The organism is Sandarakinorhabdus limnophila DSM 17366 (assembly GCF_000420765.1).
In the GTDB taxonomy this organism is placed as follows: Bacteria; Pseudomonadota; Alphaproteobacteria; order Sphingomonadales; family Sphingomonadaceae; genus Sandarakinorhabdus; species Sandarakinorhabdus limnophila.
Genome location: NZ_ATVO01000005.1, coordinates 1 through 25369 on the forward strand (window position 1 = coordinate 1; position 25369 = coordinate 25369).

Genomic DNA, 25369 nt, shown 5'->3' on the forward strand with positions numbered 1-25369 from the left:
AGCCGCAACGTCGGCACAGGCCTTACCATCACGACAGAGTTGGGCAACAGTGACTTTGCGCCCGTTTCTGGCACATCGCTGGCAAACTACAGCCTCCCGACAAGCGCCAGTGGCACCATCGGCATCATCACCCCACGCCGGCTCGGGCTCGAACTCATCGGCAGCGCCAGCAAGGTTTATGACGGCACGACGACGATTGAGCTGGCCCAGAGCAATATCAAACTGAACGGGCTGTTGGCGGATGAGGTCATCACGGTGACCGCAAAAACGGCAACGCTGGTCTCTGCCAATGTCACCAGTGGCGCGAGGACGACGCTGACGCTAGGATCATCGGATTATGCGGCGGGGTCCGGCACGTTGCTGGCAAACTATGTGCTTCCGACAAGCGCCAGCGCACCACTCACCGCGATCACGCCGAGGCCGCTGACCGTCGCGCTGACAGGCAGCGTCCAGCGCGCCTATGATGGCACCACCACAGTCGCGCTTTCGGCCAGCAACTTCCGCATCAACGGCTTGCTGAGCGGCGAGAGCATGAGCATCACCCAACCCCAGCCCAAGTTCGTCAGCCCGAACGTCGGCACAGGCCTTACCGTCACGACAGAACTGGGCAACAGCAATTTTGCGCCCGTTTCTGGCACATCGCTGGCAAACTACAGCCTGCCGACCAGCGCCAGTGGCGCTATCGGCACCATCACGCCGCTTACCCTCTTCTATATCGCCGAGGCCAAGACGCGTGCGGCGGGCGCGGCAAACCCGGAATTCAAGGGCAGCGTAAACGGCTTCATAGCCGCCGAAACGGTGGCAAGCGCCACGACAGGCACGCTGGCGTTTGGAACAACCGCCAACGAGACCAGCCCCAGCGGCGTCTATCCGATTACCGGCAGCGGGCTGATCGCCACCAATTATGTCTTTGCCCAGGCGCCCGGTAACGGTGCGGCGCTAACCGTTACGTCGAGCGTTACCGCGATCACCACCACCATCAGTTCGGTGACCAGCAACGTCGCGAATGTGGTCGCGGTTCCCGTAAGGGCGCCAGCGCCGGTTGCGGCCCCGGCGCCGGTTGCAGCCCGTGCGCCTGCGCCTGCGCCTGCGCCTGCCCCTGCGCCTGCGCCTGCCCCTGCGCCTGCCCCTGCGCCGGCACCGGCGCCGGCACCGGCGCCGGCACCAGCCCCCGGGCCGGCTGGCGATGCAGCCCCGCCTGCCGACAACGCGGCACCTGCTCCGGCAGCAGGCCCACCCGCAGCGGACGCTGGACCGGCGCCAGGTCCGGCGCCTGGGCCGGCCCCCGGACCGGCACCTGGGCCAGCCCCGGGACCAGCGCCCGGACCGGCGCCTGGGCCAGCCCCCGCGCCGGCGCCTGGGCCAGCTCCCGCGCCGGCAGTTACTGTCGTCAGCGTGGCTGCAGCTCCAGTCGATGTGCTGCCGCCGTCTCCTGTGCCGCCGACGCCTCCTCCCACGCCTGTCGACGCCGACGATGGCGGTGATCCGGTTCTGCAGTCTGTTTCGGATAAACCGCAGCTTGCACCACAAGTCCGGAGGGTAGGCGCAACGATCAATCAGTTGAGCCCACAGATTTCCGTTTCTGTAAGCCCGCCCATTCTCCCGAGCGGAACACCAGGCGTCGATACGCGATACTCGATCGTTGGCAGTCCAATAGGGTGACCGCCGGCTGCCGCGGCGAAGGCGTCCCCGTCTCCACCTGGTTCCGCGCGCATGCAATCTGCTCCAGAGTGTAGCTGCTATTCTTCACGGCCAGTTCCTTCGGCAAGATTGGTAAACAGCCGGAGATATCTCATTCAAACCTGAGGAAGATTGCGGTGGGGCGTCAATGGCCACCGCGAGGCCGCGGACATCGGCGGTCACCTTCTGGCTGATGGCGAGGCCGGCGGCATCGTCCTTTGCGCTGTTGATGCGTTGGTCAGTTGAGAGGCGCTGAATGGCAAGGCCTATCATGTTATTGGCACTGCGCTTCGCATTCTGGGCGGTCAGCGCGCTGATGTTGGTGTTGATCACAGTCATCTTAGGTTTACTCCCGCTTCCCGCCGCCGCAGAAGGTGCGGGGCGCTGCACTGGAAACGGCACAGCGTGAACTGCGCTTAAACGCGTTTGAAAATGGTCCTGATTTGAACGACTTCCCCTTTCCCATCCTGTTTGACAGCCGCGACGTCGTGATCATCGACAAGCCGGCGGGTCTGGCCGTGCACCCGGGGCCGAAAACGCCGGACAGCCTCGAAGATCATCTGCCGGCCTTGGCCAATGGCGGCTTTGTGCCGGTGGCGGCGCACCGGCTGGACCGGGACACGTCGGGCTGTCTCGCCATCGCCCGCACACGGCGCGGCGTGAAATGGCTGAGCGCGGCGTTCGAGGAGCGCAAGGCCGAAAAGGCGTATTGGGCCATCTTGTCGGCCCTGCCCGCCACGGCCGAAGGGTTGGTGGATGCACCCTTGATCAAGGTTTCAACCGCAGAAACCGGCTGGCGCATGGTGGTGCGCCGCGATGGCAAACCGGCACGCACGCATTGGCGCGTGCTGGATGCCGCCACTCGGCTGGTCGAATTCCGCCCCGAAACTGGCCGTACCCACCAGATCAGGGTGCACGCTGCACGTATCGGCTGCCCGATTGCGGGTGATCCGGTTTATGGAGACGGAATTGGGCCGATGCGCCTGCACGCGCAGGGCCTGGCCATCACCCTGCCCGACGGCCAGCGCCTGGAGGCTAGCTGCGATCCGCCGGCGGACTGGCCGATTTGACCCGGCCCTGGAAACCGATGAAATCAGCATAATTGTCGGCCAGCACGGCAAGCCGTTCGTGCACCTGATCCGGCCCGATCTTCTGCACCACGCCATCCACCAGCAGGTTGAGCAGCGAGGCCAGTGCCGAGTTCATGTCCCAGAAATGCCCAAGCGCCACTTCGGCGGTGAGGATGTGCGGCGTCAGATCGCGCGCCCATGGGCAATAGGGATCGGTGATCACCACCAGCGGCCGGCCACTTGCGGCGACGCGTTCGGCGAGCAGGCGGAACTGGCGGGAATAGCGGCGCACGTCGATGGCCAGAAACACGTCCTGCGGCCCGGCATCGACCAACAAGTCCATGATGCCGGCCGCCATGTCGAGACCCTGCACCTGTGGGCGGACATAGGACAGATGCCGGGCAAAGCCGGCGGCCAGACCGGCCTCCGTCTGGAAACCGGCGACATGCACGCGCGGGGCTGCAGCAAGCAGCGCGACGATAGCGGCCCATTCCGGCGTTTCGGCCAGACGGTAGACACAGGCAATAGCGGCGGTTTCCGCCTTCAAGCGCGCGTCCGCACTCGGCGCCGGGCGGGTCAGCAACCAGGGCGCATCGCGGGCATCGTCGCGCAGATCATCCTTCAGCGCGGCGAGATTGTCATAACCCAGGCTCTTCACCAACCGCGCCACGGTCATCGCCGAAACGCCGACGCGGTTGCCGATGGAAGCGGCGGTTTCGAACGGCAGTTGATCCAGATTGTCGGCCAGCCAGCCGGCGATCATCCGCTCCGATACGGTGAGATGCTCGTAACGTTCGGCAAGGCGCTGGGCGATACGGCTGCTCATGTGCGATGGATAACAGGCGCGCGGCGCTGTGCAAGCGCGCGCATCAGAACGCCACGTCCTTCCATTCCTCTCGCACGAACAGCGGCGACTGATCGGCATAGTGCGGCGAGGCGCGGCGGATGGTGGCGGCGCCATACTGGTGGATAGAGCGCGATTTTACCGCGCTATTCTTGGGCCATTCCACCAGCATGATGAAGCCATCGCCGTTGTCCGCCACGCGGCGGCCGTCCCCGCCCTGATGAGCATAGATGGCACGCAGCGTGTCGGGACCGCCGAACACCGGCAGGTCCTTCGGGCCATGGCGCAGTCGCTGGTAGTCGCCAAGCGGCACGTCGAGCCGGCCGAACGTGGCTTTCATTGCGTCCACCACTTCGCGCAGCTTGGGCTCGGCCGGCGGCAGCGGATCGCCGCGATAAACCTGGCGGCCAACGCTGGCCATCACCGCCACCGCCAGGCTGTCGGCGGGGCCGATGCCGTTCGCCGTCCAGTCCCAGCGCCTGAGCAGCGCCTGCGCCTCGGCCAGATCGGGCTTGCCGTTGGTGTCCAGCGCCAGCACGGCCAGCATCCACTTGCCCGCCGGCGAGGAGCGACTGTAGGCCTTGTCGAACTTGATGCGCAGAAGCGCTTCGCGGCTGATCGGGCCATTCACGCCAGCAAAAAGCTCAGCATAACGGTGCATGCGGTTGGTGGTGTAGGTTTCGATGCCCAGTTCCGGCGCGAAATCACTGGCCTTCAGATTATCCTGCGGCGCCGTGCTCACCCACGGGATGTTGTTGGCATTGGCCACCCAGCCGGATGAGGGATCGACCACCATCGGATTGGCAACCCACGGCTTGTAACCCGTCCACAACGCGGCCGAGGTGTCGCCGGGCAGCACGCCCTTCCAGTCGAAGCCGGGGCGGCGATCGGGGAATTTGGCGTTGTAGAACATGCCGATATGCCCCTCACGATCGGCATAGACAAAGTTGGTCGCCGGCACCGCCTGCATCGCCATCACCGCCTGCCATTCGGCGAAATTCTGCGCCTTGTTCAGCCGGTAATATTGTTCGACCTGCGCCACTTCACCAATGCCGGCATGGCGGATGGCAAACGCGCCCTTGTCGTTCAGGATCACCATCCCATGCCGGCTGCGATAGACGGTGCGCGGCACCGGCAGCACCAGCGGGCCGAACTTCACCCGCAGCCAGACGCGTTTCGATTCCAGCGGCAGCCATTTGCCGTCGAAGCGATACTGGGTGCCGTCGTCATTCAGCACCAGCTTGTAAACATCGATCAGATCAGGCCGGTTGACCGTGTTGGCCCAGCCCAGATTCTTGTTGTGGCCCAAAAGCGGGAAGGGCGCGCCGGGGAAGTTGGCGCCGGCGAAATCCCAGCCTTCATCCGAATGCACCACCAGCTCCCACCAGGTCACGCCGCCTGCCCACGGCTGGTGGCTGTTAATGATCAGGCGGGTGGTGGCATCGCCTGACCGCGCCGCCGTTACCGCAAAAGCATTGCTGCCACGTTCATCAATCGGGCCGGAATCGCGTGGCGGCAGTTCGCCCTTCACCAGCGGTTCCAGCACGCGCTCCATGCCGAAAAAGAACGGCGAACGCAGCACGAAGCCGGCAACGATATCGCGCCCCGTCACCGGGAACAGGCCCTGCAACCGCTGCTCTTGGCTGTGGCTGCGGGCATAATCGTTGAGCCCCTGCGCGTAGGCTTCAACCAGCGCGCGCGTCGCCGGAGACAGGCTCATGTAGCCCCGATCCGCCACGCCGCGCGCATCGAACGCGTGGCCGGCAAAATCGATGCCGGCGCCGTCTTCGCCCAATATCGCCCCGGCGCGGCCGCGCACGGCGGCGAGCACTTCTTCGAGGTTGCGGAAATCATCTTCGGCGTGGGCCAGCGCGATGCCATAGGCAACATCGGCATCGGTCTTGCCATGGATGTGCGGCACGCCCCACTTGTCGCGCTCGATCTTCACCTGCCGCGGCCGCACCGGATCGGCATCAGGCGGGCTGGCGCTGAACGCGTCCCAAGTCGAAAGCCCCACCACCACCGCGGCGATGGCAATGCTGCTCCAGAACAGCGCGGTGAACCAGCGCGGCATCAGCGGGCGTCTTTCACGACCAGGCCGCCCTTTACCACCATCTTCACATCACGCAGCAGCGTCACGTCGCGGGTGGGATCACCAGCCACCGCGATGATGTCGGCATAGCGGCCGGGTGCGATCTGTCCCACGTCTGCCTCGCGGCCCAGCGCCTCGGCGGCTTTCACCGTGGCGGCGCGGATCGCGTCGATCGGCGTCATCCCCCATTCCACCATCTTGCCGAACTGGCGGGCATTGTCGCCATGCGGATAGACGCCGGCATCGCTGCCGAACGCCATCTTCAGGCCGGCCTTCCACGCCGCCTGGAAGGTCTGGCGCTGGCGCAGGCCGACCTCGCGTTCCTTAGCCAGGCTGGATTCCGGCACGCCGTTCTTTGCGCCTTCGGCCAGGATATAATCATCGTTGTAGATATCCATGGAAAACCAGGTGCCGGCCTTCTTGGCCAGCTCGAACGCCTCGGCATCGGCGAAGCTGACATGTTCCACCGTGTCCACGCCGGCGCGGATCGCGGCCTTGATGCCGTTGGTGCCATGGGCATGGGCCGCCACCTTCAGGCCCAGCATGTGCGCCTCATCCACCAGCGCGTTCATTTCGGCCTGGGTGTATTGCTGGGCGCCAACGCTGGTGCCGATCGAGAAGACGCCGCCGGTGGCGCAATATTTGATCACTTCAGCACCGCGCCGGTGCAGTTCGCGCACCTTCTGGCGCACGCCATCGGGGCCGTCGGCGATGCCGGGGCGATCAAAGACATAATTGGCCGGCAGTTCGTTGCTGTCACAATGCCCGCCGGTGGCACCGATGGCATAGGTGGCTGGCACGATGCGTGGGCCGGGGATGGCGCCGCGCTCGATCGCCATTTTCAGGGCAAGATCGGCGTAATCGCTGGCACCGACATTGCGCACGGTGGTGAAGCCCGCATCAATGGTGCGTTTGGCCATGGCGGTGCCCAGCACGGTCCAGAACGAGGACGGATAGCTGAGCGCCTGCATCCCCGACAGCGTGGGATCGCTGGTCAGGTGCACGTGCATGTCGATCAGGCCGGGCAGGATAGTCAGCGCGCCCAGATCGATGCGCTTGCCATCGGTCACCGCCAGTTCGCCCTGCCGGCCGACCTTGGTGATGCGGCCATCTTCAACGACGATGATCGGCTTCTCCATCATCGTGCCGCTGGCCACGTCCAGCATTCGGCCGGCGGTGATCACCACGGTTTCGGCGCTGGCCGACACCGATGACATCAAGGCCACAACGGCCAAGGCAATGCGCTTCATCGAAAATCTCCCCTGTCTGCCCTTTCGATAGGGGCAGCCGGGAAGGACGGCAAGCTGATCAGGCGACCATTTGCAGACCGGGTGCCGGCAGCCAAGGCACCGGCTGGCCATCGCCGGTGACCAGTGCCGCCAGAAACTGATCGACACAGCCATCCCAGGCATAGCGGCGGCCGTGCGCCACGCAATCGGCGCGCCGTGCAGACAGCGCAGCGCGCATCGCCTCACCCAGATCATGCGCCACCGCGCCGATGCGACCCGGCGCACGCCCATCGGGCCCAAAGCCGCCCTGCCCCACCACATCCAGTGGGCCGGGCACCGGATAGCCGGCCACCGGCGTGCCGCTGGCCAGCGCCTCGATCATCACCAGCCCGAACGTGTCGGTGCGGCTGGGGAAGGCCAGCACATCGGCGCCGGCATAGGCCGATGCCAGCGCGGGGCCGTGCAGGGCGCCAAGGAAATGCGCGCTCGGATATTTGCGCTGCAGGGCATCCAGTGCCGGACCATCGCCCACCACCAATTTGTCGCCAGCCCAGGGCGCGGCCAGGAACGCCTCGATATTCTTCTCCACCGCCACCCGGCCAACATGCAGCGCCACCGGGCGTTTGAGGCCGGCATAGACCGGGTGCGGCGGCGCATCGGGGCGGAACTGATCAACATCGGCACCGCGCGACCAGAGCCGCGTCTGGGTGATGCCGTGGCTGGCGAGTTCATCGGCAAGGCGGGGCGTTGCCACCATCACCGCGCTGGCCGCACCGTGGAAGCGGCGCAGCACGCGCCACACGCGTTCCGGGTTGATGCCGATGCGCGCCGACACATAATCGGGGAAGCGGGTGTGGAAGCTGGTGGTGAAGGCCATGCCCTGCTTCATCGCCCAGCCGCGCGCATGCCAGCCGAGCGGGCCTTCGGTGGCGATGTGCAGCGCATCAGGCGCAAAGGCACGGATCTGCTTGCCGATCCGGCGCTGGGTTGTCATCGCCAGCCGGATCTCGGGATAACTCGGCATCGGCACCGACCAGAACTGATCTGGCGAGATCACCTGCACCCGCACACCGCGCTCGGCGAGCAGGCGGATCGTGTTGGACAGCGTGCGGACAACGCCATTGACCTGGGGTTCCCAGGCGTCGGTGACGAGCGTGAGCTTGAGCATGACTGTTCCTTCAGGCTGCCATCAGGGCCGGCATGGCGCGCTGGTCTGCGGCCTGGCGTGTGTGTTCGGCCCAATCGATGATCTCGATGCGGCCATCGGCGTGCTCGGCCAGCGCCGTGCAGCTTTCGACCCAGTCGCCATCGTTCATGTAAGTGATGCCGCCGAACTCGCGGATTTCGGCGGAATGGATGTGGCCGCACACCACGCCATCCAGGCCGCGCAGGCGGGCGGCTTCGGCCACCGCTTCCTCGAACTTGCCGATGAAGGCGACGGCGTTCTTCACCTTCTTCTTGATGTGGGCGGAAATCGACCAGTAGGGCAGGCCCAGCTTTTGCCGGGCGCGGTTGAAGTGGCGATTGAGTTTCAGCAGCAGTTCGTAGCCAATGTCCCCCGCCCAGGCGAGCCAGCGGTGATAGAGCACGACGCCATCGAATTCATCGCCGTGGCAGACCAGCAGGCGGCGGCCATCGGCGGTGGTGTGGATGGCTTCCAGCGCGATCTCCACCCCGCCAAATCCCAGGCCGGCATAGGGGCGCAGGAACTCATCGTGATTGCCGGGGATGAAGATCACCCTTGTGCCCTTGGCCGCCATCTTCAGCACGCGCCGCACCACGTCGTTGTGGCGCGGCGGCCAGAACCAGCCGCGCTTCAGCTTCCAGCCGTCGATGATGTCGCCAACCAGATAGAGGGTTTCCGGCTGGATCGACTTCAGGAAATCCAGCAGCAGATCGGCGTTGCAGCCCGGCGTGCCGAGGTGGACATCGGAAATCCACACGGTGCGCAGCTTGAGCTTGCCACTGGCGGTGCGCTCATCATCTTCAGACAGAAAGGCCGGGCAAGACAATGGCAGATTGAAGGGTGGGGATGACGATGGAGCCGGCTCACGCCAGAGCAAATGATCAGCAAAAGCCAGCGGCAAAGACGACATCAGTATCCCCTGTCGGTCTATCCTTGCCCGGACGCATTAGCGACAGGCAGTTACAGGGGTGTGGCGATGGCGTTGCAACGATGTGGCGTTATCGTTGCAGTGATGTGTCAGCGGCTGACGAGACGTTGCCGTTCCCAGGCCAGCGCGTGGCCCACCATGGTTTCCAGATCGGCAAAGCGCGGCTGCCAGCCCAGCAGTTCGCGCGCCTGACTTTTCGCCACCAGCACCGCTGGATCGCCGGCGCGGCGCGGGCCGTCGTGGCGCGGGATGGCAGTGCCCGACACGGCTTCGAGCGCATCGAGCACTTCGATCACGGATGCGCCCTGGCCATAACCAAGGTTCACCGCATGATACTGGCCGGGATCGGCAAGGCAGGCCCGCAACAGCAGGATATGGGCTTCGGCAAGATCCGTCACATGCACATAATCGCGAACGCCGGTGCCATCGGGCGTGGGATAATCGCGGCCGAAGATGGTGAAACGCTCGCGCTGGCCGGTGAGCACGTGGCAGGCGAGCTCGATCAGGTGATGCGGATGCTGGCTGGCCTGGCCCGAACGCATCTGCGGATCGGCGCCACACACATTGAAATAGCGCGGGCAGGCGACAGAGAAGCTGCGGTTGGCCGCCACCATGTCGGCCAGCGCGCGTTCGGCAAAGGCCTTGGACCAGCCATAGGGATTGATCGGCGCGATGGGCGCGGTCACTTCCAGCGGCTGGCCGTCGCCATTCCCATACACGGCGGCGGTGGAGGAAAGCACGAACGCGCCGATCCCGCAGGCCAGCGCGGTTTCTGCCAGCGCCAGCGTCTCGCCGAAATTCTCGCGATAATAGAGCGCCGGCTGTTCCACCGATTCCGCCACCGAGATGCGGGCGGCGAAATGCAGCACGGCGCCAATGCCATGTTCACGGATCACGCGTTCCACCAGCGCCGCGTCTCCGGCGCGGCCCTGCACAAAGATTGCGCCTTCGGGCACCAAACCGCGGTTGCCGGTGGACAGATCGTCCAGCACCACCACCTTCACGCCGCGATCGAGCAAGACCAAGGCGGCATTGCTGCCGATATAGCCGGCCCCGCCGGTGACCAGCACCGGCGGCAGTTCGGATTCGGGGATCAGCGGCAGCAAGGGACCCATTTCTCTTGCCTAGCCCGGCATGGGCGTCAGCTCAATCGGGAATGCCCTGTTAGCGGAGCGTGCGTGACTTGGCGTGTCGCGGCGTTATGCTGGCCGCATGAGCCGTGATTTTGCCACCTACCCCAGCCTTGCCGGCCGCCGCGTGTTCATCACCGGCGGCGCGACGGGCATCGGCGCGGCGCTGGTAGCGGCCTTTGCCGCGCAAGGGGCCATGGTGGGCCATGTTGATCTGGCAGCCGACGCGGCAGCAGCCCTGGCCGATGGGCTGGCCACAACCCCGTGGTTTCGAGCACTCGACGTCACCGACACAGCGGCACTGCAGGCGGCCATCGCCGATTTTGCCACGCACGCGGGCGGGCTCGACGTGCTGATCAACAATGTCGCCAACGACCGCCGTCACGATCCGCTCGCCGTTGATGAAGCGCGCTGGCGCAGCCTGATGGCGGTCAATCTCGATTGCGGTTTCTTTGCCGCGCAGGCCGCGATCCGGTTGATGCCGGCGGGCGGCTGCATCATCAATTTCTCTTCGATCAACGCGCTGCTCGGCCCGGCCGGGATGCCCGCCTATGTCGCAGCGAAATCGGCCATCGTGGGGCTGACCAAGGCGCTGGCCCGGCAATATGGGCCAGACGGCATCCGGGTGAACGCCGTCTTGCCCGGTTGGGTGGTGACGCAGCGCCAACTCGATCTGTGGCTGACGCCAGAGGCCGAGGCCGAATGGATGCAACAGGTGGCGCTCAAGCAGCGTATCCTGCCGGAGGATGTCGCCAATCTGGCGCTGTTCCTGGCCGCCGACGACAGCCGGATGATCACTGGGCAGGCACTGGTGATCGACGGCGGCCGGGTTTAGGTCAGCGCGTCCCAGGCCGCCACAATTCCCCGCGCATCGGCGGCAATATCGGCCAACGGCTTGCCCGGCGTGAACAGGGTGCCGCCCAGCCCGAACCCGGTTGCCCCGGCCGCGCGGTAAGCCGCCATATTGGCCGCACTGATCCCCCCAACCATGAACAACGGCAGGCCCGGCGGCAGCACGGCGCGCACTGCCTTCACGCCGGCAGGCGGTACCAGTTCGGCCGGGAACAGCTTCAGGCCGTGGGCGCCAGCGGCAACGGCGGCGAACATTTCGGTTGGGGTCAGCACACCGGGCAGCGCGATCATGCCGCTGGCCACGGCCGCTTCGATCACCGGCAAATTGCAGTTGGGCGCCACCACCAACCGGGCGCCGATGCCCGCCAGGCTGCGCACAGCGCCCGTATCAAGCACGGTGCCAGCACCAACCAGCGCGGCATCACCAACCGCCGCGATGATGGCTTCGATGCTGCTGAGCGGATTGGGCGAGTTCAGCGGCACTTCGATCAGGCTGATGCCGGCGTCGACCAGCGCGTGGGCCACGGCAGCGGCGCGTTCCGGTTCCAGCCCGCGCAGGATGGCGATCAGGGGGCGGTGCCCATCAAGAAAATCTCGGCTCATTCGCCGTTCTTGCGCTGGCAACAGCGCCGGTGCAATCCTGCCCGCCATGCTCGCCCTGCCCACCCAGCCCGCCTTCATCATCCCATCGCAATGCGTGCTGGCCGAAGGGCCGGTGTGGGATGATCGCGCCGGTTGCCTATGGTTCACCGATATTCAGAAGAGCGAACTGCTGTGCTGGCATCATGATGCCTGCCGGCTCGAACGCATCACCCTGCCCGAACGCCTGGGCTCGCTGGCGCTGACCGACGATCCGGATCGGCTGCTGCTGGCGCTGGCCAACGGCTTCGCGCTGTTCACGCCGGCCAGCGGGCGCATCGAATGGCTGCACCGGATGGATCTTGAAGCCCAGGGCATGCGCCTGAATGATGGCCGTGTGGACCGACAGGGGCGATTCTGGACCGGCGCAATGGTGGAGGACGATGCCCGCGCGCCGCTTGAACGCGGATCACTCTACCGGTTTGATCCGCCGGGGACGGCGCCGCCCATGCCGCTGCGCGACGGCATCGGGATCAGCAATTCGATCTGCTTCTCGCCTGACGGCGCGCACGCCTATTTCGCCGACTCAACCAAAGGCCGCATCCTGCGCTATCCCGCAGATGGCCCGCTGGGCGATGGCACGCTGTTTGCCCGCACCGAACCGGGCAGCGCGCCCGATGGATCGGACGTGGATGCGGCAGGCCGGCTGTGGAACGCCGAATGGGGCGGCAGCCGCGTCACCGCCTACAACCCCGATGGCACGGTCGCCGGCCGGCTTGCCCTGCCCGTCAGCCAGGTCACCTGCGTGGCCTTCGGCGGGCCGGCGCTCGATCTGCTGTTCGTCACCAGCGCCAGCGAAGGGCTGGATCGCGCCGCCGAACCGCATGCCGGTGATGTGCTGGTGTATGAAGGGCCGTTTCAGGGGCTGCCCGCCGGTCGCTTGCGGCTGGGCTGAAACGAAAAAGGGCCGGCATTGCTGCCAGCCCTCTTTTTCCGTTCGCCGGAACAAAGGCTTGAAACCTTCATTCCCATTCCCCTGCAGAGCAGAGGACGAAGGTTCGCCGGGACCGAACCTCAACACCAAATGGTCGGGGCGAGAGGATTCGAACCTCCGGCCTCTGCCTCCCGAAGACAGCGCTCTACCAGGCTGAGCTACGCCCCGATCCTTGCGGAAGCGGCGCTATAGCCGCCGCCTCACGCGTGCGCAACCGCTCAAAGCGCGATTTGCAGCATTTTCGTCACGTCCACCAGTTTTTCGCGCGGCGCACCGGCGCGGGCGGCGGCGACTTCGGCGGCTTCGATCTTCTGCCAGCCGGCAAAATCGCTGGCCTTCACCCCACGCGTCGCCAGTAACGCATCGAGGCCCGCGGGACCGGCCTTGCCGCTGGCGGCGATGCCGTCCTCCACCATGGCGGCGACCACGCTGAAGCCATCGGGCCGGTTGGTGCCGATGGTGCCTGAGGGCCCACGCCGCGCCCAGCCGCTGGCATAAAGCGCCGGCGCGATCCGGCCAGCGTCATCAGTGGGAAAACGGCCGAGCTTGTCAGACCAGTTCACGCCGGGGATTTCCGCCGTGCGATAGCCGATGCAGGCAATCACCAGCCCGCACGGAATCGCGTGCAGCTCGCCCGTGCCCACGGCCTGGCCATTCTCCAGCCGGGTCGTCTCCACGATCAGCCGTTCGGCCTTGCCATGGCCTTCCACCGCGACCGGGCGACGGAAGAATTCGAAATTGATCGTCACCGGCTTGTCGCCCCTGGGCAGGCCGGCAAAACCACGCAGGTGGGTGACCATCTTGCGCTGGCCCGGGTCCAATGCGGCATCTTCGGCTTCCGGCGGAAAATCGCTCGGCCGGACGACAGGATGCGCGCGGACAAGGTGACCCAACTCGCCGGCTTCCTTGGTGGTGAAGCTGGCCTGGTGCGGTCCACGCCGGCCGATGATGTGCACATCACGTACGCTGCTTTCCGCCAGCGTCTTCAGCGCGTGATCAGCGATATCGGTGGTGGAAAGTTCATCCACCGTCTTGGCCAGCACGCGGGCGCAATCGATGGCGACATTGCCGTTGCCGATGATTGCTGCGCCGTGGTGGGACAGATCGACATTCAGGCCCGCATGATCGGGATGGCCATTGTACCAGCCGACAAACGCCGCCGAACCAATCACGCCCGGCAGATCATCGCCCGGAATACCGATGGGCTTGTCGTGCGGCGCCCCCACCGACAGCACCACCGCATCATACAGCCCGAGCAATTCCTCCACCGAAACGTCACGGCCCAGCATCACATTGCCCACCAGCCGCGTGCCCGGTGCCAGGTTGGTCCCTTCGTATCGCTTGGTGACGGCCTTGATCGACTGGTGATCCGGCGCCACGCCGGCGCGGATCAGGCCATAGGGCGTGGGCAGGCGATCGATGATGTCGATGCGCACATCATTGCCCCACTGCTTCTGGGTGGCTTCGGCGGTGTAATATCCGGCCGGGCCGGCACCCACGATGGCGATGGAAAGCGTCAAGTCTCGTCTCCCGAATCTGTGCGGTTCCGCTATGGCTGGCAGCATCGTGGGTCAAGCAGCTTGGGCTTGCCCACCCCCAAGGCCAACTGTCGCGTTGCATGCACCGCCACGCCTGCTAAAGCCGCTGGCATGACTGTCGACCAGAGCCGTATCCGCAATTTCTCGATCATTGCCCATATCGATCATGGGAAATCCACGCTGGCTGATCGCCTGATCCAGACCACGGGTGGCCTGCAGTTGCGCGAGATGTCGGAGCAGGTGCTCGACAACATGGATATCGAGAAAGAGCGCGGCATCACCATCAAGGCGCAGACCGTGCGCCTGGATTACCGCGCGTCCGACGGGAAGGATTATATCCTCAACCTGATGGACACGCCCGGCCACGTCGATTTCGCCTATGAAGTCTCCCGGTCGCTGGCCGCCTGCGAAGGCGCGCTGCTGGTGGTGGACGCGGCGCAAGGCGTCGAAGCGCAGACGCTGGCCAACGTCTATCAAAGCATCGAGCACGACCATGAAATCGTGCCGGTCATCAACAAGATCGATCTGCCCTCTGCCGATCCGGAAAAGGTGAAGAAAGAGATCGAGGACATCATCGGCCTCGACGCATCGGGCGCCGTGCTGGCCAGCGCCAAATCCGGTATCGGCATAGTCGAAGTGCTCGAAGCCATCGTCAAACGCATCCCGCCGCCCAAGGGCGATCCCACCAAGCCGCTGAAGGCGATGCTGGTCGATAGCTGGTACGATCCCTATCTCGGCGTCGTCGTGCTGGTGCGCATCATCGATGGCGTCATCAAGAAGGGCCAGCAGATCAAGTTCATGGCGGCGGATTCCATCCACCTGGTGGACCGTGTCGGCGCCTTCCGCCCCAAGATAGAACAGTTCACCGAACTCGGCCCCGGCGAAATCGGATTTATCACGGCCCAGATCAAGGAAGTGGCGCAAGCCCGCGTGGGGGACACGATCACCGACGCCAAGCGCCCCGCCAACGAAGCCCTGCCCGGCTTCAAGGAAGTGCAGCCGGTCGTGTTCTGCGGCCTGTTCCCCACTGATGCGGCCGATTTCGAAAAACTGCGCGAATCCATCTCGCGCCTGCGCCTCAACGACGCCAGCTTCAGCTTCGAAATGGAAACCAGCGCCGCGCTCGGCTTCGGCTTCCGCTGCGGCTTCCTCGGCCTGCTCCACCTCGAAATCATCCAGGAACGGCTGAGCCGCGAGTACGACCTCGATCTGATCACCACGGCGCCGTCAGTCGTCTATCACATCATGATGCGCGATGGCTCCACGCTGGAACTGCACAACCCGGCCGACATGCCAGATCCGTCCTCGATCCTGCAGATCGACGAACCCTGGATCGAAGCCACCATCTACGTGCCGGATGAATATTTGGGCAGTATCCTGAAACTCTGCCAGGATCGCCGCGGCATCCAGAAAAACCTCACCTACGTCGGCGGCCGCGCCCAGGTGGTTTACGAGCTGCCGCTCAACGAAGTCGTGTTCGATTTCTACGATCGCCTGAAATCCATCAGCCGCGGCTATGCCAGCTTCGATTATCACCAGATCGGCCACCGCGAAGGCGACCTGGTGAAAATGTCGATCATGGTCAACATGGAGCCGGTCGACGCCCTCTCCATGATCGTCCACCGCAGCGCCGCCGAAGCCCGCGGCCGCCACATGTGCGAACGGATGAAAGACCTCATCCCCCGCCACCTGTTCAAGATCCCGATCCAGGCCGCCATCGGCGGCAAAGTCATCGCCCGCGAAACCATCGCCGCCCTGCGCAAGGACGTCACCGCCAAATGCTACGGCGGCGATGCCTCCCGCAAACGCAAGCTGCTGGACAAGCAGAAAGAAGGCAAAAAGCGGATGCGGCAATACGGGAATGTGGACATCCCGCAGGAGGCGTTCATCGCGGCGCTGCGGATGGGGGATGATAACTGAGGGTTTTGAAGGGTTAAGAGGGGTCTCCGGCGGGCAGGGACTGCGTCCCTGCCCGCCGGAGACCCCATTCCCTTCCTCGTTGCACAGCGCACATCGGGACGCTGTCCTACAGAGCGCGGGCGGCGTTATACTCGGCGTCCGGCCCGCCCGGATGCTCTTTCCACGATTGATCTTGTCCAGACGCGCACGCGCATGTGGAAGAATCTGTAACCTTTGTAACCTACAGCGGCGGCAGGGGCGTGCAGTTCAGGGCTGCAAGGCGGCATCGTGATGCCGCCACAGCTGCACGGCGAAGCGGCCGGCGCTGTCGGTCCAGGCGTGCGCCGGCGTCCAGCCGCTGGCATGGGCCATCAGCCGGATTTCAGGCGGCGTCCATTTGTGGCTGTTTTCGGTGTGGATGGTTTCACCTGCGGTCAGGCAGAACGTCTGCCCGGCGGCGGTGAAGCTGGTGTCGCAGCGGGCGACCAGGTGCATTTCGATGCGGCCGAGATCGGCGTTCCAGATGGCGCGGTGGGCGAAATCGTCCACCCGCACGGTGCCGCCCAGTTCGCGGTTGATCCGGTGCAGCAGGTTGCAGTTGAACGCGGCCGTGACGCCGGCGGCATCATCATAGGCGGCCTCCAGCGTGGCCACGGATTTGCCGGCACCCGGTGCCAGATCGAAGCCGATCACCAGCCAGCTTTCCGGCCCGAGCAGGCCCGCAAAGCCGCGCAGCAGATCGATGGCCGCGCCGGGTGCCAGATTGCCGATGGTGGAGCCGGGGAAAAACCCCAGCTTCGGCAGCGCTGCCACAAGCGCCGGCAGCGCAAAACTGCGGGTGAAATCGGCGACCACCGGCAGGATGGGCAATTCGGGAAGCTGCAAGGCCAGCGCGGCGGCCGACTGGTTCAGAAATTCGCCCGAAATGTCCACCGGCACATAGGCCGCCGCATGCAGTGGCCGCAGCAGCAGCGGGGTTTTAGCCGATGAACCAGACCCAAATTCCACCACCGCATGCCCTGGCCCGACCGCCGCCGCAATGGCCGCTGCCTGTTCGGCCAAAATCGCGGCTTCGGTGCGGGTGGGATAATATTCGGGCAGCTGCGTGATCGCTTCAAACAGCGCAGATCCGGCTTCATCATAGAAAAACCGGGCCGGAATGACCTTTTGCGGCTGGGCCAGCCCGGTCAGCACGGCCCGTTCGAAGGCATCGGCAGCATCTGGGGCTGCGGCCGGTCCTGCAGCTTCGTACATGTCAGGCATCCCTTGCGAGGCGCAGGCCGGTGAATTGCCAGCGTTGATGGGCTGCGAAGAAATTGCGCACGCTGGCCCGCGAACTGCCGCGCGGCGTGGCGCAGCTGGCGCCTTTCAGCACCATCTGCCCGCTCATGAACTTGCCGTTGTACTCGCCCACCGCGCCTGGCGCCGGGCGGAAGCCGGGGTGGGGCAGAAAGGCCGAAGCCGTCCATTGCCAGCAATCGCCGAACAGCCCGGCGCTTGCGCCCGTCGGCTGCACCGCCGCCGCGCTGTCCAACTGATTGCCGGCTGCAGCGTCATGATTTTGCGCTGCCACTTCCCATTCGGCTTCGGTGGGGAGCCGTGCCTCGGCCCAAGTGGCAAAGGCATCGGCTTCATAATGGCTGATGTGCGTTACCGGCGCTTGTGGTGCCAGCGGCTGCCGCCCGGCCAGCGTCATGCCGGTCCAGCCATCGGCACCCGCCTGCCAGCGCAGCGGCGCAGTGATGCCATTGCGCTGCACCCAGGCCCAGCCATCGGACAGCCACAACCGCGGATCGGCATAGCCGCCATCATCGATGAAGGCCTGCCATTCGGCGTTGGTCACCAGCGTGCTGGCCAGTTGGAACGGGCGCAGCAGCACGTCGTGCGCCGTGCCTTCGCAATCAAAGGCAAAACCGCTGCCCGCATGGCCGATACGCATGATGCCGCCGGCATGATGTTCCCAGTTGCGGGCGCGCGCCGGCGGGCTGATGGGAGCCGCCGGCATATAGGCCGGTTCGAGCGGATTGGCGGCAAACAGATCAAGGATATCGGTCAGCAGCAATTCCTGATGCTGTTGTTCGTGATTGATGCCCAGTTCCACCAGCGCCAGCGCCGCCGGGTCCAGCTGCGGCAGCGCGCCCGTCAGCGCATCGTCAACATGGCCGCGCCACGCCAGCACATCGGCCAACGTCGGCCGCGTGAGCATGCCGCGCCGATCGCGTGCATGGCGCGGGCCAAGCGCTTCATAATAGCTGTTGAAGAGAAAGGCATAGCGTTCATCAAAGATGCGATAGCCCGGCACATTGGCCAGCACGAACGCCTCGAAAAACCAGGTGGTGTGCGCCATATGCCATTTGGCCGGCGAGGCATCGGGCATCGATTGCACACTGGCATCGGCATCCGACAACGGCGCCGCCAGTGCCACGGTCAGGCTGCGCGTGCGCTGCAATGCGGGCAGCAGCGACACCGGATCAGATATTATGGTGCTTGTGTTGGCGGCCATGCGGCGGGGCCCTCCCGATCAGTAAGCGGTTCGCGCCCGGCACCCGAATTTCTCGGCCGGCGGGTCACCCTCGCCACGAGCCAGCACAAAATGCAAGTGCGGCAGCCGGTTGAGATCGTGCGACATTGTTGTCAGATACATTTCAGGGCTGCCTGGCAGTGGAAACGGGCTAACGTTCGGCGCGCACGAGAGTTCCGGCAAAAACCGGCAATCAGGCTGGCACCGAATGTCCGTTACACGCCGATGGCAAACGCAGCCCAAGTCGCTGCTTGTGAAAAACCACTAATGTCGCAGCTCAACCCAGTCCAGGCATAAGTCCTTGCATCTAAAGGCTCCTGCCCTTCCCCGTCAGGGCTTGCGCTCGAACACCACCTGCCCCCGAAACAGCGTCATATCCGCCTTCATGTCCTTGATGGCGGCGGTGGGCACCGAATAGGGGTCGCGGTCCCAAATGGCGATGTCGGCGGCTTTGCCCACAGCCAGCGTGCCGGCGTTGTCGGCGCGGATGAGGGGGGCGGCCCAGTTGGTGTAGCTTTTCAGTGCGGTGTGGATATCCACGCTTTCGGCGGTGCCGAAGGGGGTTTCGCCCCACACCTTGCCGCTGGTTTCGCGGGCGGTGGAGGACCACAGGCCGAGCCGGGCGGGGAACGGGGTGACGCCCGTGTCTGATCCGCCGCCCCACAGAATACCGTTCTTCACATAGGTGGCATAGGGGTTGAGGCGCTGGGAGCGGGCGGGGCCAAGGTTGGCGGCGTAGATGTCGCCGATCCACCAGGTGAAGGTGGCCTGGGTTTCGGGATAGCCGGAGCCATAGTCGCGTTGCAGCGCGGCCATAGTGGCGATGGCGTGATCGGTAGGCGTGTTGGTGTGGATGATGGAGAGGCGCAGGTCTTTCACCGGGTGGGTTTTCAGCACGGCGGCATAGCCATCCACCACCCAGTCGATCGCCTTGTCTCCGATGGCGTGGGTGCCGATGCCGATATCGGCGTTGATGAACATGGCGATCATCTGGCGATATTCTGCTGGATCGATCTGGGGATAGCCGCTGTTGCCCTTGGCGATTTCGGTGCGGTGGTGGTTCCAGTCTTCATACATCCAGGCGGTGGGCGCAGCGCCGCTGCCATCCATGAAGAGTTTGACGCCGCACACGCTGAGCGAGCTGCCCGCGACGGGGGCGATTTCGGTTTTGGCGCGCTGGATTTCGGCCAGGGCCTTGGTGGCAGTGGCCATGGAGCGGCCGCCGGAGAAGAGGACGCAGGCGTTGATCGGGAAATTGCCGGCCTTGGCGAGGCCGATATAGGCTTCCCAATCCTCGCGGCCGATGCTGGGGTCTTTAAATCCGGTCATGCCTTCTTCGTGCAGGCGGCGGATCATGTGGGAGAGCGCGGCCTGGCGTTGTTCCACGGTGGGTTCGGGGATCAGCCGGGTGATGAGTTCCTGCGCGGTTTCCTTCATCACGCCGGCGGGGCGGCCATCCGGTAGTTTTTCGATGGTGCCGGCGGAGGGTGTGGCGGTAGCGGCGGTGACGCCGGCCAGTTTCAGCGCCAGGCCGTTGGCGACGCCATAGTGGCCGGTGGTGTTTTCCAGCCAGACCGGATTGTCGGGGCTGACGGCGTCAAGTTCGGCGGCAGTGGGGTAGCGGCCATCGGCGAACTTGCCTTCGTCCCAGCCGACGCCCAGCACCCATTGGCCCTTGGGGGTGGTGGCGACGCGGGCTTTCACGGCGGTCACCATGTCTTCCACCGACCGCGCGCCGCCCAGCGCGATCTGGTTGAGTTCGCCCAGACCGGTGGAGAGGATATGGGCGTGGGTATCGATCAGGCCGGGCGTGGCGGCGCGGCCTTTCAGATCGATCACCTTGGTTTTCGGGCCGACCAGAGCGATTATGCTGGCATCGCTGCCCACCGCGGCGATCTTGCCGCCGCTGATGGCGAGGGCCTGGACCACATTGTCCTTGGCGTCGGCGGTGATGATGCGGCCGTGGAGGAGAACGGTATCAGCGGGGGCCGCGAGTGCGGGTGACGCCAGCAAAGCCGTTGCTGCCATCAAATGCCTGATCATCGTCTGCCCCCTACCCGGTTGAGCGAGACAGTCTGGCGAAGTCTGGACGGGCGTCAAGCTTTTGGCGCGCGCCTCAGATATAGCGCCGCGAAATCGCCGTCAGATCGTCGGCCAGATCATAGACCATCGGCTGGCCGGTCGGGATTTCCTCGTGGACGATCTCGTCGTCCGACAGACTGGAGAGGTGCTTGACGAGGGCGCGCAACGAATTGCCGTGGGCGGCGATGATGACGCGCTTGCCGGCCTTGAGTTCGGGCGCGATGGCAGATTCCCAATAGGGCAGCACGCGGGCGATGGTGTCTTTCAGGCTTTCGGCGGTCGGGATGGCAATGCCGGCATAGCGGCGGTCGGCGGCGAGATCAAAGTCGCCGCCCGGCTCCAGCGGCGGCGGCGGGACGTCGAAGCTGCGGCGCCAGATCTTTACCTGGTCCTCGCCATATTTGGCGGCGGTGTCGGCCTTGTTGAGGCCGGTGAGGCCGCCATAGTGGCGTTCGTTCAGCTGCCAGTTCTTGGTAACGGGCAGCCACAGCCGGCCCATCGATTCCAGCGCCAGGTTGAGCGTCTTGATCGCCCGGCTTTGCACGCTGGTGAAGGCGACATCGAAATCGAGGCCGGCGGCCGCCATGCGCTGGCCGGCGGCTGTCGCTTCCGTGACGCCCTGATCAGTGAGACCCACGTCCCACCAGCCAGTGAAACGATTTTCGAGGTTCCACTGGCTCTGGCCGTGGCGGAGGAGGACGAGGCTGGGCATGGGCGCGGTTTAGGCTGCCGGACGGCGGCAATCTAGTCCGAATCTGGCTGGCCCAAATTTCATCGGGCGCTGGCCTACAGCGCGGCGTCGTCCAGCTCGCCGGTGCGGATGCGAACAGTGCTGGCGATGGACGTCACGAAGATCTTGCCGTCACCCACGCTGCCGGTGTGAGCAGCGTGGAGGATCGAATCGACAACGCGGGCAACGTCTTCGGCTTCCACCACAACTTCGATCTGCAGCTTGGGTACCAGGTTGAGATTATGCTCGGCACCGCGATAGGCCTCGGCTTGGCCTTGCTGGCGGCCGAAACCGCGCACTTCGGTCACGGTCATGCCCTGCACGCCGGCCTGCATCAGGGCCTCGCGCACGTCCTCCAGCCGGAACGGCTTGATGATGGCCGTGATGAGCTTCATGCTGTTTTTCTGTCCCCGAGCGTCATGTCGTAAAGCCTGCCGCAGGCGAATTGGTAGCAACATAAGGCGTTTGCCGGTTGCGACGAATGGGCAGGCCGGAACGGCCTTAGAACGGACGGGCCAACTCGGTTCGGGCGAGATCCAGATCGTCTTCATCCACCATCAGGCGGATGCCCGAAACACCGGGGCCGATCAGGCTGGCGATGCCGGCATCGAACAATATGGCCGGGATACCGGCGGATTCCAGCCGGCTCCGCATGATTTCGGCTTCCACGGGCGAGTAGAGCGTATCGACGCAGGCAAGATCCATCAGCGGTAGGGCAGCACGTCGGGCGGCGTCACCGGTAGGCCGTCGATGGAACGGTTACGCTCCTGATACTTGGTGAGGCGGGTGGCCGGATCATCCTGAACGAAATATTTGCGCAGGGTCTGGCGTTCTTCCACCAGTGCCATCTTCGGCACGGCCCAGCCGCAACTGGTCTGGGTGGAGTCCACATCGATCACGAAGATCTGCCGCACGCCGCGTTCGATGGTGAACTGCGCGGCCAGCGCCGCCCAGCCCGCATCCTGCGGCAACACGGCATGGCCGTGGCCATAGATGCGATAGATCAGCGCCGGTTGGTCAAAGGCGCAGAACATGATGGTGATGCGGCCATCGGCGGCGAGGTGCGCGTGGGTTTCATTGCCGCTGCCGCCGAAATCCAGGTAGGCGCAGGATTTGCCACCCGGGAGCACGCGGAACGTGTCCATGCCCTTGGGGCTGAGGTTGATGCGGGCCCCTTCGGCTGCGGTGGCCACGAAAAACACCGGCTGGCGGGCGATGAAGGCGGCGTGATCGGCGGTGATATGATCAAAGAACTCCGACATGCAGTCCTCCCTCAGCCGGCGGTGCCGCCCACCGTCAATCCGTCGACCAGCAGAGTTGGCTGGCCCACACCAGCCGGCACACTCTGCCCGCCCTTGCCGCATATGCCCACGCCTTCATCCAGCGCCATGTCGTTGCCGATGGCACGCACGCGGGTGAGCACGTCGGGGCCGTTGCCGATCAGCGTCGCGCCCTTCAGCGGGCGGCCCAGCCGGCCATTCTCGATCTCATAGGCTTCGGTGCAGGAAAACACGAACTTGCCGCTGGTGATGTCGACCTGGCCGCCGCCGAAGCTCTTGGCGAAAACGCCCTTCTTCACGCTGGACAAAATGGCGCCAGGGTCTTCGCTCCCGCCCAGCATGAAGGTGTTGGTCATGCGCGGCATCGGGGCGTGGGCATAGGATTCGCGCCGGCCGTTGCCGGTGGGGGCAACGCCCATCAGACGAGCGTTGAGGCGATCCTGCATGTAGCCTTTCAGGATGCCATCCTCGATCAGCGTGGTGCGACCGGTGGGCGTGCCTTCATCGTCCACGGTCAGGCTGCCGCGGCGTTGATCGAGGCTGCCATCGTCCACAACCGTGACACCCGGAGCCGCCACGCGTTCGCCGATGCGGCCCGAAAAGGCGCTGGTGCCCTTGCGGTTGAAATCGCCTTCCAGGCCGTGGCCGATGGCTTCGTGCAGCAGGATGCCGGGCCAGCCGGGGCCGAGCACCACGGTCATTTCGCCGGCCGGAGCATCGACGGAATCAAGGTTCACCAGCGCCTGCGCCAGAGCGATGTCGATGGCGCCTTCCCAGGCCGCATCCTTGAACAGCGCATCATAAAGATAACGCCCGCCCAGCCCGTGGAAGCCTGTTTCGCGGCGGCCGTTCTTTTCCGCCACGATCTGCACGTTCAGCCGCACCAGCGGCCGCACATCGCGCACGCGGGTGCCGTCACCGCGCAGGATTTCAACAACATTCCAGCTGCCGAGCAGGCTGGCGGACACCTGCACCACACTCGGATCGCGCGCGCGAGCGGCAGCGTCGATCTGCTGCATCAGCGCCACCTTGGCGGAAAAATCCACGCCAGCCAGCGGATTGGCATCGGTATAGCGCCGGGCATTGGTGGGCATCGGCGGCATCGCCATGGTGCCGCCGTGGCCATCACGCACCACCTTGATGGTGTCGGCAGCGCGCGCGATGGCGGCGTGCGACAGATCATTGGCGTGGGCAAAGGCGGTCATCTCGCCAGCCACACCGCGCAGGCCAAAACCCTTTACCGTATCGAAACTGGCCGATTTCAGCCGGCCATCGTCAAAGGCGAAACTTTCGGACACACCATATTGCAGATAAAGTTCGCCATCGTCGCAGCCGTTCAGCGCATCAGCGACCTGCGCGGCGGTGCGATCGGGATCAAGCCCGGTATCGGTGTAGAACAGCTGGGTGGCATCAGGTGTGGTCATGGCCAAGATATGGGCCAGCCATGGCCAAAGGGAAAGAGGTCAGTCGCCGCAGCCGCCGCAATCAGCCGAACTTGCAGGTGAGCAGCCAGCTTTCACCGGCGCGATCAAAGCTGATGCGGCTGCAATCATCGAGCACATCGCGGCCGATCAGGATCCACGGATCGCGGCCGCGCTTTTTCTTGCGGTCAGCCGAAACGGTGATGGTGTCCTCATCGTCGCTTTCGCTGGATGTGCCCTTGGCGGCGGCATCGATCCGGCGTGCATCAGCTTCCGATACGCGCACGCTCATCTGGCGCATCGGCAGGCCGGCGATGGTGAGGCCAGCCTTTGGAGTCAAACCCTGCATGGGCAGCGCCACACCTGGGAAGGGCCGCCAATACCCAATGCTGTTGGCTCGCCGTGCCAGGCCGGCCGCCATCAAGGCCTCGCCGGCGCGGGCGTTCATCACGGTGGTCGGGCTGTTGAGTTCGAGGCTGAGATTGACGGCTTCGTTGCCGATGCGGGTCTTGATCCCGGTTTCGCCACTGCCTTTCTTGGCAATCACATACTCGCGGCTGCCGGCCGGCGTTTCGCGCAGGATCACGTCCACCCGGTCCGCCTTCAAGGCTGCAATGGTCAATATGCCATCCGCATCGGCCGCCACCGGAATGCTCACCCAGATCGCCGGCACCTTTTTCGATGGCAGGCCTGCTGGGGTGACTGTGGGCAGGTTGAAACGGAAGGTCGCCTTGCCGCCCGGGATCATCGCGTTGCTGAAACTGCCCTTGCCGATCAGGGGAAACGGCTTCAACCCGGCGCGCGCGGCCGCCGGTTCGTTGAGGACCAACCCCTGATCGAAGCTTAGCGCCATGCGGATGTTGAGCGTGGCATTCTTCACCATGACCGGCAGATAGGGATTGCCGTTGTCACTGGTGCGCAGGGTGAACACCGGCGGCGTGGCGACCTTGGCCGCCTGGACGGGCGCCGCCAACGCCAGCAATAACGCCAGCGGTGCCAGCGCCCTCATCGCTTGTCGGCCGGGCCGCCCGCCAGGATGAAGCGGCGATCGCAATAACCGCAATCGGCAAAGCCGGTGCTGTCGATCTGGATCCACACGCGCGGGTGGCCATCGCCGCCGCGTTCATCGCCATCGCAAAATACGCGGGCGGTATCGGCAACATAGGTTTCAGGGGCCGGAAGGGCGAGAGCGCGGGGAGAAGCCATGGGCCATGATTAGCAGCGCTGCGCCGCCAAGTCACCATGTCGCAAGGCGCTGCAACATCATTGTCACTCCACTGCCACGCCTCTGCAACCTGCAGCCGGCACAGCGAC

Annotated in this window: 23 protein-coding genes, 1 tRNA gene and 1 pseudogene; 5 read left to right on the forward strand and 20 right to left on the reverse strand. The window is 65.0% G+C overall.

Annotation, left to right across the window (positions count from 1 at the left end):
• Positions 1 to 1662, forward strand: a 1662-nt coding sequence (locus G566_RS15580; protein WP_022679646.1) for a YDG domain-containing protein, incomplete at its 5' end; no start/stop codon positions are given.
• 165 nt (positions 1663 to 1827) lie between these two features.
• Here G566_RS15580 and G566_RS0105340 read toward each other — a convergent pair.
• Positions 1828 to 2019 (reverse strand): annotated as a pseudogene (locus G566_RS0105340) (flagellin N-terminal helical domain-containing protein); the annotation flags it as partial.
• Positions 2020 to 2123: 104 nt separating this feature from the next.
• On the opposite strand from G566_RS0105340, the gene G566_RS13600 reads away from it, so the two are divergent.
• Positions 2124 to 2750, forward strand: coding sequence for an RluA family pseudouridine synthase (locus G566_RS13600; RefSeq protein ID WP_040605459.1), 627 nt, complete (start codon positions 2124 to 2126; stop codon positions 2748 to 2750).
• Here G566_RS13600 and G566_RS13605 read toward each other — a convergent pair.
• The 6 genes from G566_RS13605 to galE form a co-directional block, all read right to left on the reverse strand.
• Positions 2716 to 3576, reverse strand: a complete 861-nt coding sequence (locus tag G566_RS13605; RefSeq protein WP_051135948.1) for a MurR/RpiR family transcriptional regulator — start codon at positions 3574 to 3576, stop codon at positions 2716 to 2718. The two genes, G566_RS13600 and G566_RS13605, sit on opposite strands and share 35 nt — an antisense overlap.
• Positions 3577 to 3619: 43 nt before the next feature.
• Entirely contained in the window at positions 3620 to 5668 is a 2049-nt protein-coding gene (locus G566_RS13610) for an acylase (protein WP_022679650.1), read from the reverse strand.
• Positions 5668 to 6936 carry a Xaa-Pro dipeptidase gene (locus G566_RS0105360; protein WP_022679651.1) on the reverse strand — a complete coding sequence of 423 codons (1269 nt, stop codon included), beginning with the start codon at positions 6934 to 6936 and terminating at the stop codon, positions 5668 to 5670. Before G566_RS0105360 ends, G566_RS13610 begins: the two co-directional genes overlap by 1 nt.
• 58 nt (positions 6937 to 6994) lie before the next feature.
• Entirely contained in the window at positions 6995 to 8083 is a 1089-nt protein-coding gene (locus G566_RS0105365; protein ID WP_022679652.1) for a glycosyltransferase family 4 protein, read from the reverse strand.
• Positions 8084 to 8093: 10 nt separating this feature from the next.
• Entirely contained in the window at positions 8094 to 9011 is a 918-nt protein-coding gene (locus G566_RS0105370; protein WP_022679653.1) for a UDP-2,3-diacylglucosamine diphosphatase, read from the reverse strand.
• Positions 9012 to 9118: 107 nt separating this feature from the next.
• Positions 9119 to 10144: a UDP-glucose 4-epimerase GalE gene (gene galE, locus G566_RS0105375; protein ID WP_022679654.1), complete on the reverse strand. Its 1026-nt coding sequence runs from the start codon at positions 10142 to 10144 to the stop codon at positions 9119 to 9121.
• 97 nt (positions 10145 to 10241) lie between these two features.
• On the opposite strand from galE, the gene G566_RS0105380 reads away from it, so the two are divergent.
• A complete protein-coding gene (locus G566_RS0105380) occupies positions 10242 to 10994 on the forward strand; it encodes an SDR family NAD(P)-dependent oxidoreductase (RefSeq protein WP_022679655.1) in 753 nt (250 codons plus the stop codon).
• Here the strand turns inward: G566_RS0105380 and G566_RS0105385 are convergent.
• Positions 10991 to 11614 (reverse strand): 2-dehydro-3-deoxy-6-phosphogalactonate aldolase, encoded by a 624-nt coding sequence (locus G566_RS0105385; RefSeq protein WP_022679656.1) that lies wholly within the window; start codon positions 11612 to 11614, stop codon positions 10991 to 10993. The genes G566_RS0105380 and G566_RS0105385 overlap by 4 nt on opposite strands.
• A gap of 46 nt (positions 11615 to 11660) precedes the next feature.
• Here G566_RS0105385 and G566_RS0105390 point away from each other — a divergent pair, with 46 nt between their 5' ends.
• Positions 11661 to 12545: an SMP-30/gluconolactonase/LRE family protein gene (locus G566_RS0105390; protein ID WP_022679657.1), complete on the forward strand. Its 885-nt coding sequence runs from the start codon at positions 11661 to 11663 to the stop codon at positions 12543 to 12545.
• Positions 12546 to 12675: 130 nt separating this feature from the next.
• Here the strand turns inward: G566_RS0105390 and G566_RS0105395 are convergent.
• Positions 12676 to 12752: transfer RNA gene (locus G566_RS0105395), tRNA-Pro, on the reverse strand.
• Between the two features lie 50 nt (positions 12753 to 12802).
• Positions 12803 to 14104 (reverse strand): FAD-dependent oxidoreductase, encoded by a 1302-nt coding sequence (locus tag G566_RS0105400; protein ID WP_022679658.1) that lies wholly within the window; start codon positions 14102 to 14104, stop codon positions 12803 to 12805.
• 129 nt (positions 14105 to 14233) lie between these two features.
• Here G566_RS0105400 and lepA point away from each other — a divergent pair, with 129 nt between their 5' ends.
• Positions 14234 to 16042 (forward strand): translation elongation factor 4, encoded by a 1809-nt coding sequence (gene lepA / locus G566_RS0105405; RefSeq protein ID WP_022679659.1) that lies wholly within the window; start codon positions 14234 to 14236, stop codon positions 16040 to 16042.
• A gap of 246 nt (positions 16043 to 16288) precedes the next feature.
• On the opposite strand, the gene egtD is transcribed toward lepA, so the two are convergent.
• From egtD to G566_RS0105455, 10 genes are all read right to left on the reverse strand, one after another.
• Entirely contained in the window at positions 16289 to 17275 is a 987-nt protein-coding gene (gene egtD / locus G566_RS0105410) for an L-histidine N(alpha)-methyltransferase (protein WP_022679660.1), read from the reverse strand.
• A gap of 1 nt (position 17276) precedes the next feature.
• Positions 17277 to 18524: an ergothioneine biosynthesis protein EgtB gene (egtB, locus tag G566_RS0105415; RefSeq protein WP_022679661.1), complete on the reverse strand. Its 1248-nt coding sequence runs from the start codon at positions 18522 to 18524 to the stop codon at positions 17277 to 17279.
• Positions 18525 to 18872: 348 nt separating this feature from the next.
• Positions 18873 to 20585 carry an amidohydrolase gene (locus G566_RS0105420; protein ID WP_084706774.1) on the reverse strand — a complete coding sequence of 571 codons (1713 nt, stop codon included), beginning with the start codon at positions 20583 to 20585 and terminating at the stop codon, positions 18873 to 18875.
• A gap of 73 nt (positions 20586 to 20658) precedes the next feature.
• Entirely contained in the window at positions 20659 to 21336 is a 678-nt protein-coding gene (gene gpmA, locus G566_RS0105425) for a 2,3-diphosphoglycerate-dependent phosphoglycerate mutase (RefSeq protein WP_022679663.1), read from the reverse strand.
• A 74-nt stretch (positions 21337 to 21410) separates the two neighbouring features.
• Positions 21411 to 21749, reverse strand: a complete 339-nt coding sequence (locus G566_RS0105430; protein ID WP_022679664.1) for a P-II family nitrogen regulator — start codon at positions 21747 to 21749, stop codon at positions 21411 to 21413.
• A 106-nt stretch (positions 21750 to 21855) separates the two neighbouring features.
• On the reverse strand, positions 21856 to 22059 hold the full coding sequence (locus tag G566_RS0105435) for a putative signal transducing protein (protein ID WP_029131295.1): 204 nt from the start codon (positions 22057 to 22059) through the stop codon (positions 21856 to 21858).
• Complete coding sequence (locus tag G566_RS0105440; protein WP_022679665.1) at positions 22059 to 22616, reverse strand: pyridoxamine 5'-phosphate oxidase family protein; 558 nt, start codon at positions 22614 to 22616, stop codon at positions 22059 to 22061. Before G566_RS0105440 ends, G566_RS0105435 begins: the two co-directional genes overlap by 1 nt.
• 11 nt (positions 22617 to 22627) lie before the next feature.
• Positions 22628 to 24058, reverse strand: a complete 1431-nt coding sequence (gene tldD / locus G566_RS0105445; RefSeq protein ID WP_022679666.1) for a metalloprotease TldD — start codon at positions 24056 to 24058, stop codon at positions 22628 to 22630.
• A gap of 61 nt (positions 24059 to 24119) precedes the next feature.
• Positions 24120 to 25064, reverse strand: a complete 945-nt coding sequence (locus G566_RS0105450) for a hypothetical protein (protein ID WP_022679667.1) — start codon at positions 25062 to 25064, stop codon at positions 24120 to 24122.
• The gene (locus G566_RS0105455) at positions 25061 to 25261 is read right to left on the reverse strand and encodes a zinc-finger domain-containing protein (RefSeq protein ID WP_022679668.1); all 201 of its coding nucleotides are present in this window, start codon (positions 25259 to 25261) and stop codon (positions 25061 to 25063) included. The genes G566_RS0105450 and G566_RS0105455 overlap by 4 nt, the downstream gene beginning before the upstream one ends.
• Positions 25262 to 25369 lie beyond the last annotated feature (108 nt).

Coding starts and splice junctions, on each gene's coding strand:
- G566_RS13605 (WP_051135948.1), bottom strand. CDS start 3,576: ATGAGCAGCCGTATCGCCCAGCGCCTTGCCGAACGTTACGAGCATCTC.
- G566_RS13610 (WP_022679650.1), bottom strand. CDS start 5,668: ATGCCGCGCTGGTTCACCGCGCTGTTCTGGAGCAGCATTGCCATCGCC.
- G566_RS0105360 (WP_022679651.1), bottom strand. CDS start 6,936: ATGAAGCGCATTGCCTTGGCCGTTGTGGCCTTGATGTCATCGGTGTCG.
- G566_RS0105365 (WP_022679652.1), bottom strand. CDS start 8,083: ATGCTCAAGCTCACGCTCGTCACCGACGCCTGGGAACCCCAGGTCAAT.
- G566_RS0105370 (WP_022679653.1), bottom strand. CDS start 9,011: ATGTCGTCTTTGCCGCTGGCTTTTGCTGATCATTTGCTCTGGCGTGAG.
- galE (WP_022679654.1), bottom strand. CDS start 10,144: ATGGGTCCCTTGCTGCCGCTGATCCCCGAATCCGAACTGCCGCCGGTG.
- G566_RS0105380 (WP_022679655.1), top strand. CDS start 10,242: ATGAGCCGTGATTTTGCCACCTACCCCAGCCTTGCCGGCCGCCGCGTG.
- G566_RS0105385 (WP_022679656.1), bottom strand. CDS start 11,614: ATGAGCCGAGATTTTCTTGATGGGCACCGCCCCCTGATCGCCATCCTG.
- G566_RS0105390 (WP_022679657.1), top strand. CDS start 11,661: ATGCTCGCCCTGCCCACCCAGCCCGCCTTCATCATCCCATCGCAATGC.
- lepA (WP_022679659.1), top strand. CDS start 14,234: ATGACTGTCGACCAGAGCCGTATCCGCAATTTCTCGATCATTGCCCAT.
- egtD (WP_022679660.1), bottom strand. CDS start 17,275: ATGTACGAAGCTGCAGGACCGGCCGCAGCCCCAGATGCTGCCGATGCC.
- egtB (WP_022679661.1), bottom strand. CDS start 18,524: ATGGCCGCCAACACAAGCACCATAATATCTGATCCGGTGTCGCTGCTG.
- G566_RS0105420 (WP_084706774.1), bottom strand. CDS start 20,585: ATGATCAGGCATTTGATGGCAGCAACGGCTTTGCTGGCGTCACCCGCA.
- gpmA (WP_022679663.1), bottom strand. CDS start 21,336: ATGCCCAGCCTCGTCCTCCTCCGCCACGGCCAGAGCCAGTGGAACCTC.
- G566_RS0105430 (WP_022679664.1), bottom strand. CDS start 21,749: ATGAAGCTCATCACGGCCATCATCAAGCCGTTCCGGCTGGAGGACGTG.
- G566_RS0105435 (WP_029131295.1), bottom strand. CDS start 22,059: ATGGATCTTGCCTGCGTCGATACGCTCTACTCGCCCGTGGAAGCCGAA.
- G566_RS0105440 (WP_022679665.1), bottom strand. CDS start 22,616: ATGTCGGAGTTCTTTGATCATATCACCGCCGATCACGCCGCCTTCATC.
- tldD (WP_022679666.1), bottom strand. CDS start 24,058: ATGACCACACCTGATGCCACCCAGCTGTTCTACACCGATACCGGGCTT.
- G566_RS0105450 (WP_022679667.1), bottom strand. CDS start 25,064: ATGAGGGCGCTGGCACCGCTGGCGTTATTGCTGGCGTTGGCGGCGCCC.
- G566_RS0105455 (WP_022679668.1), bottom strand. CDS start 25,261: ATGGCTTCTCCCCGCGCTCTCGCCCTTCCGGCCCCTGAAACCTATGTT.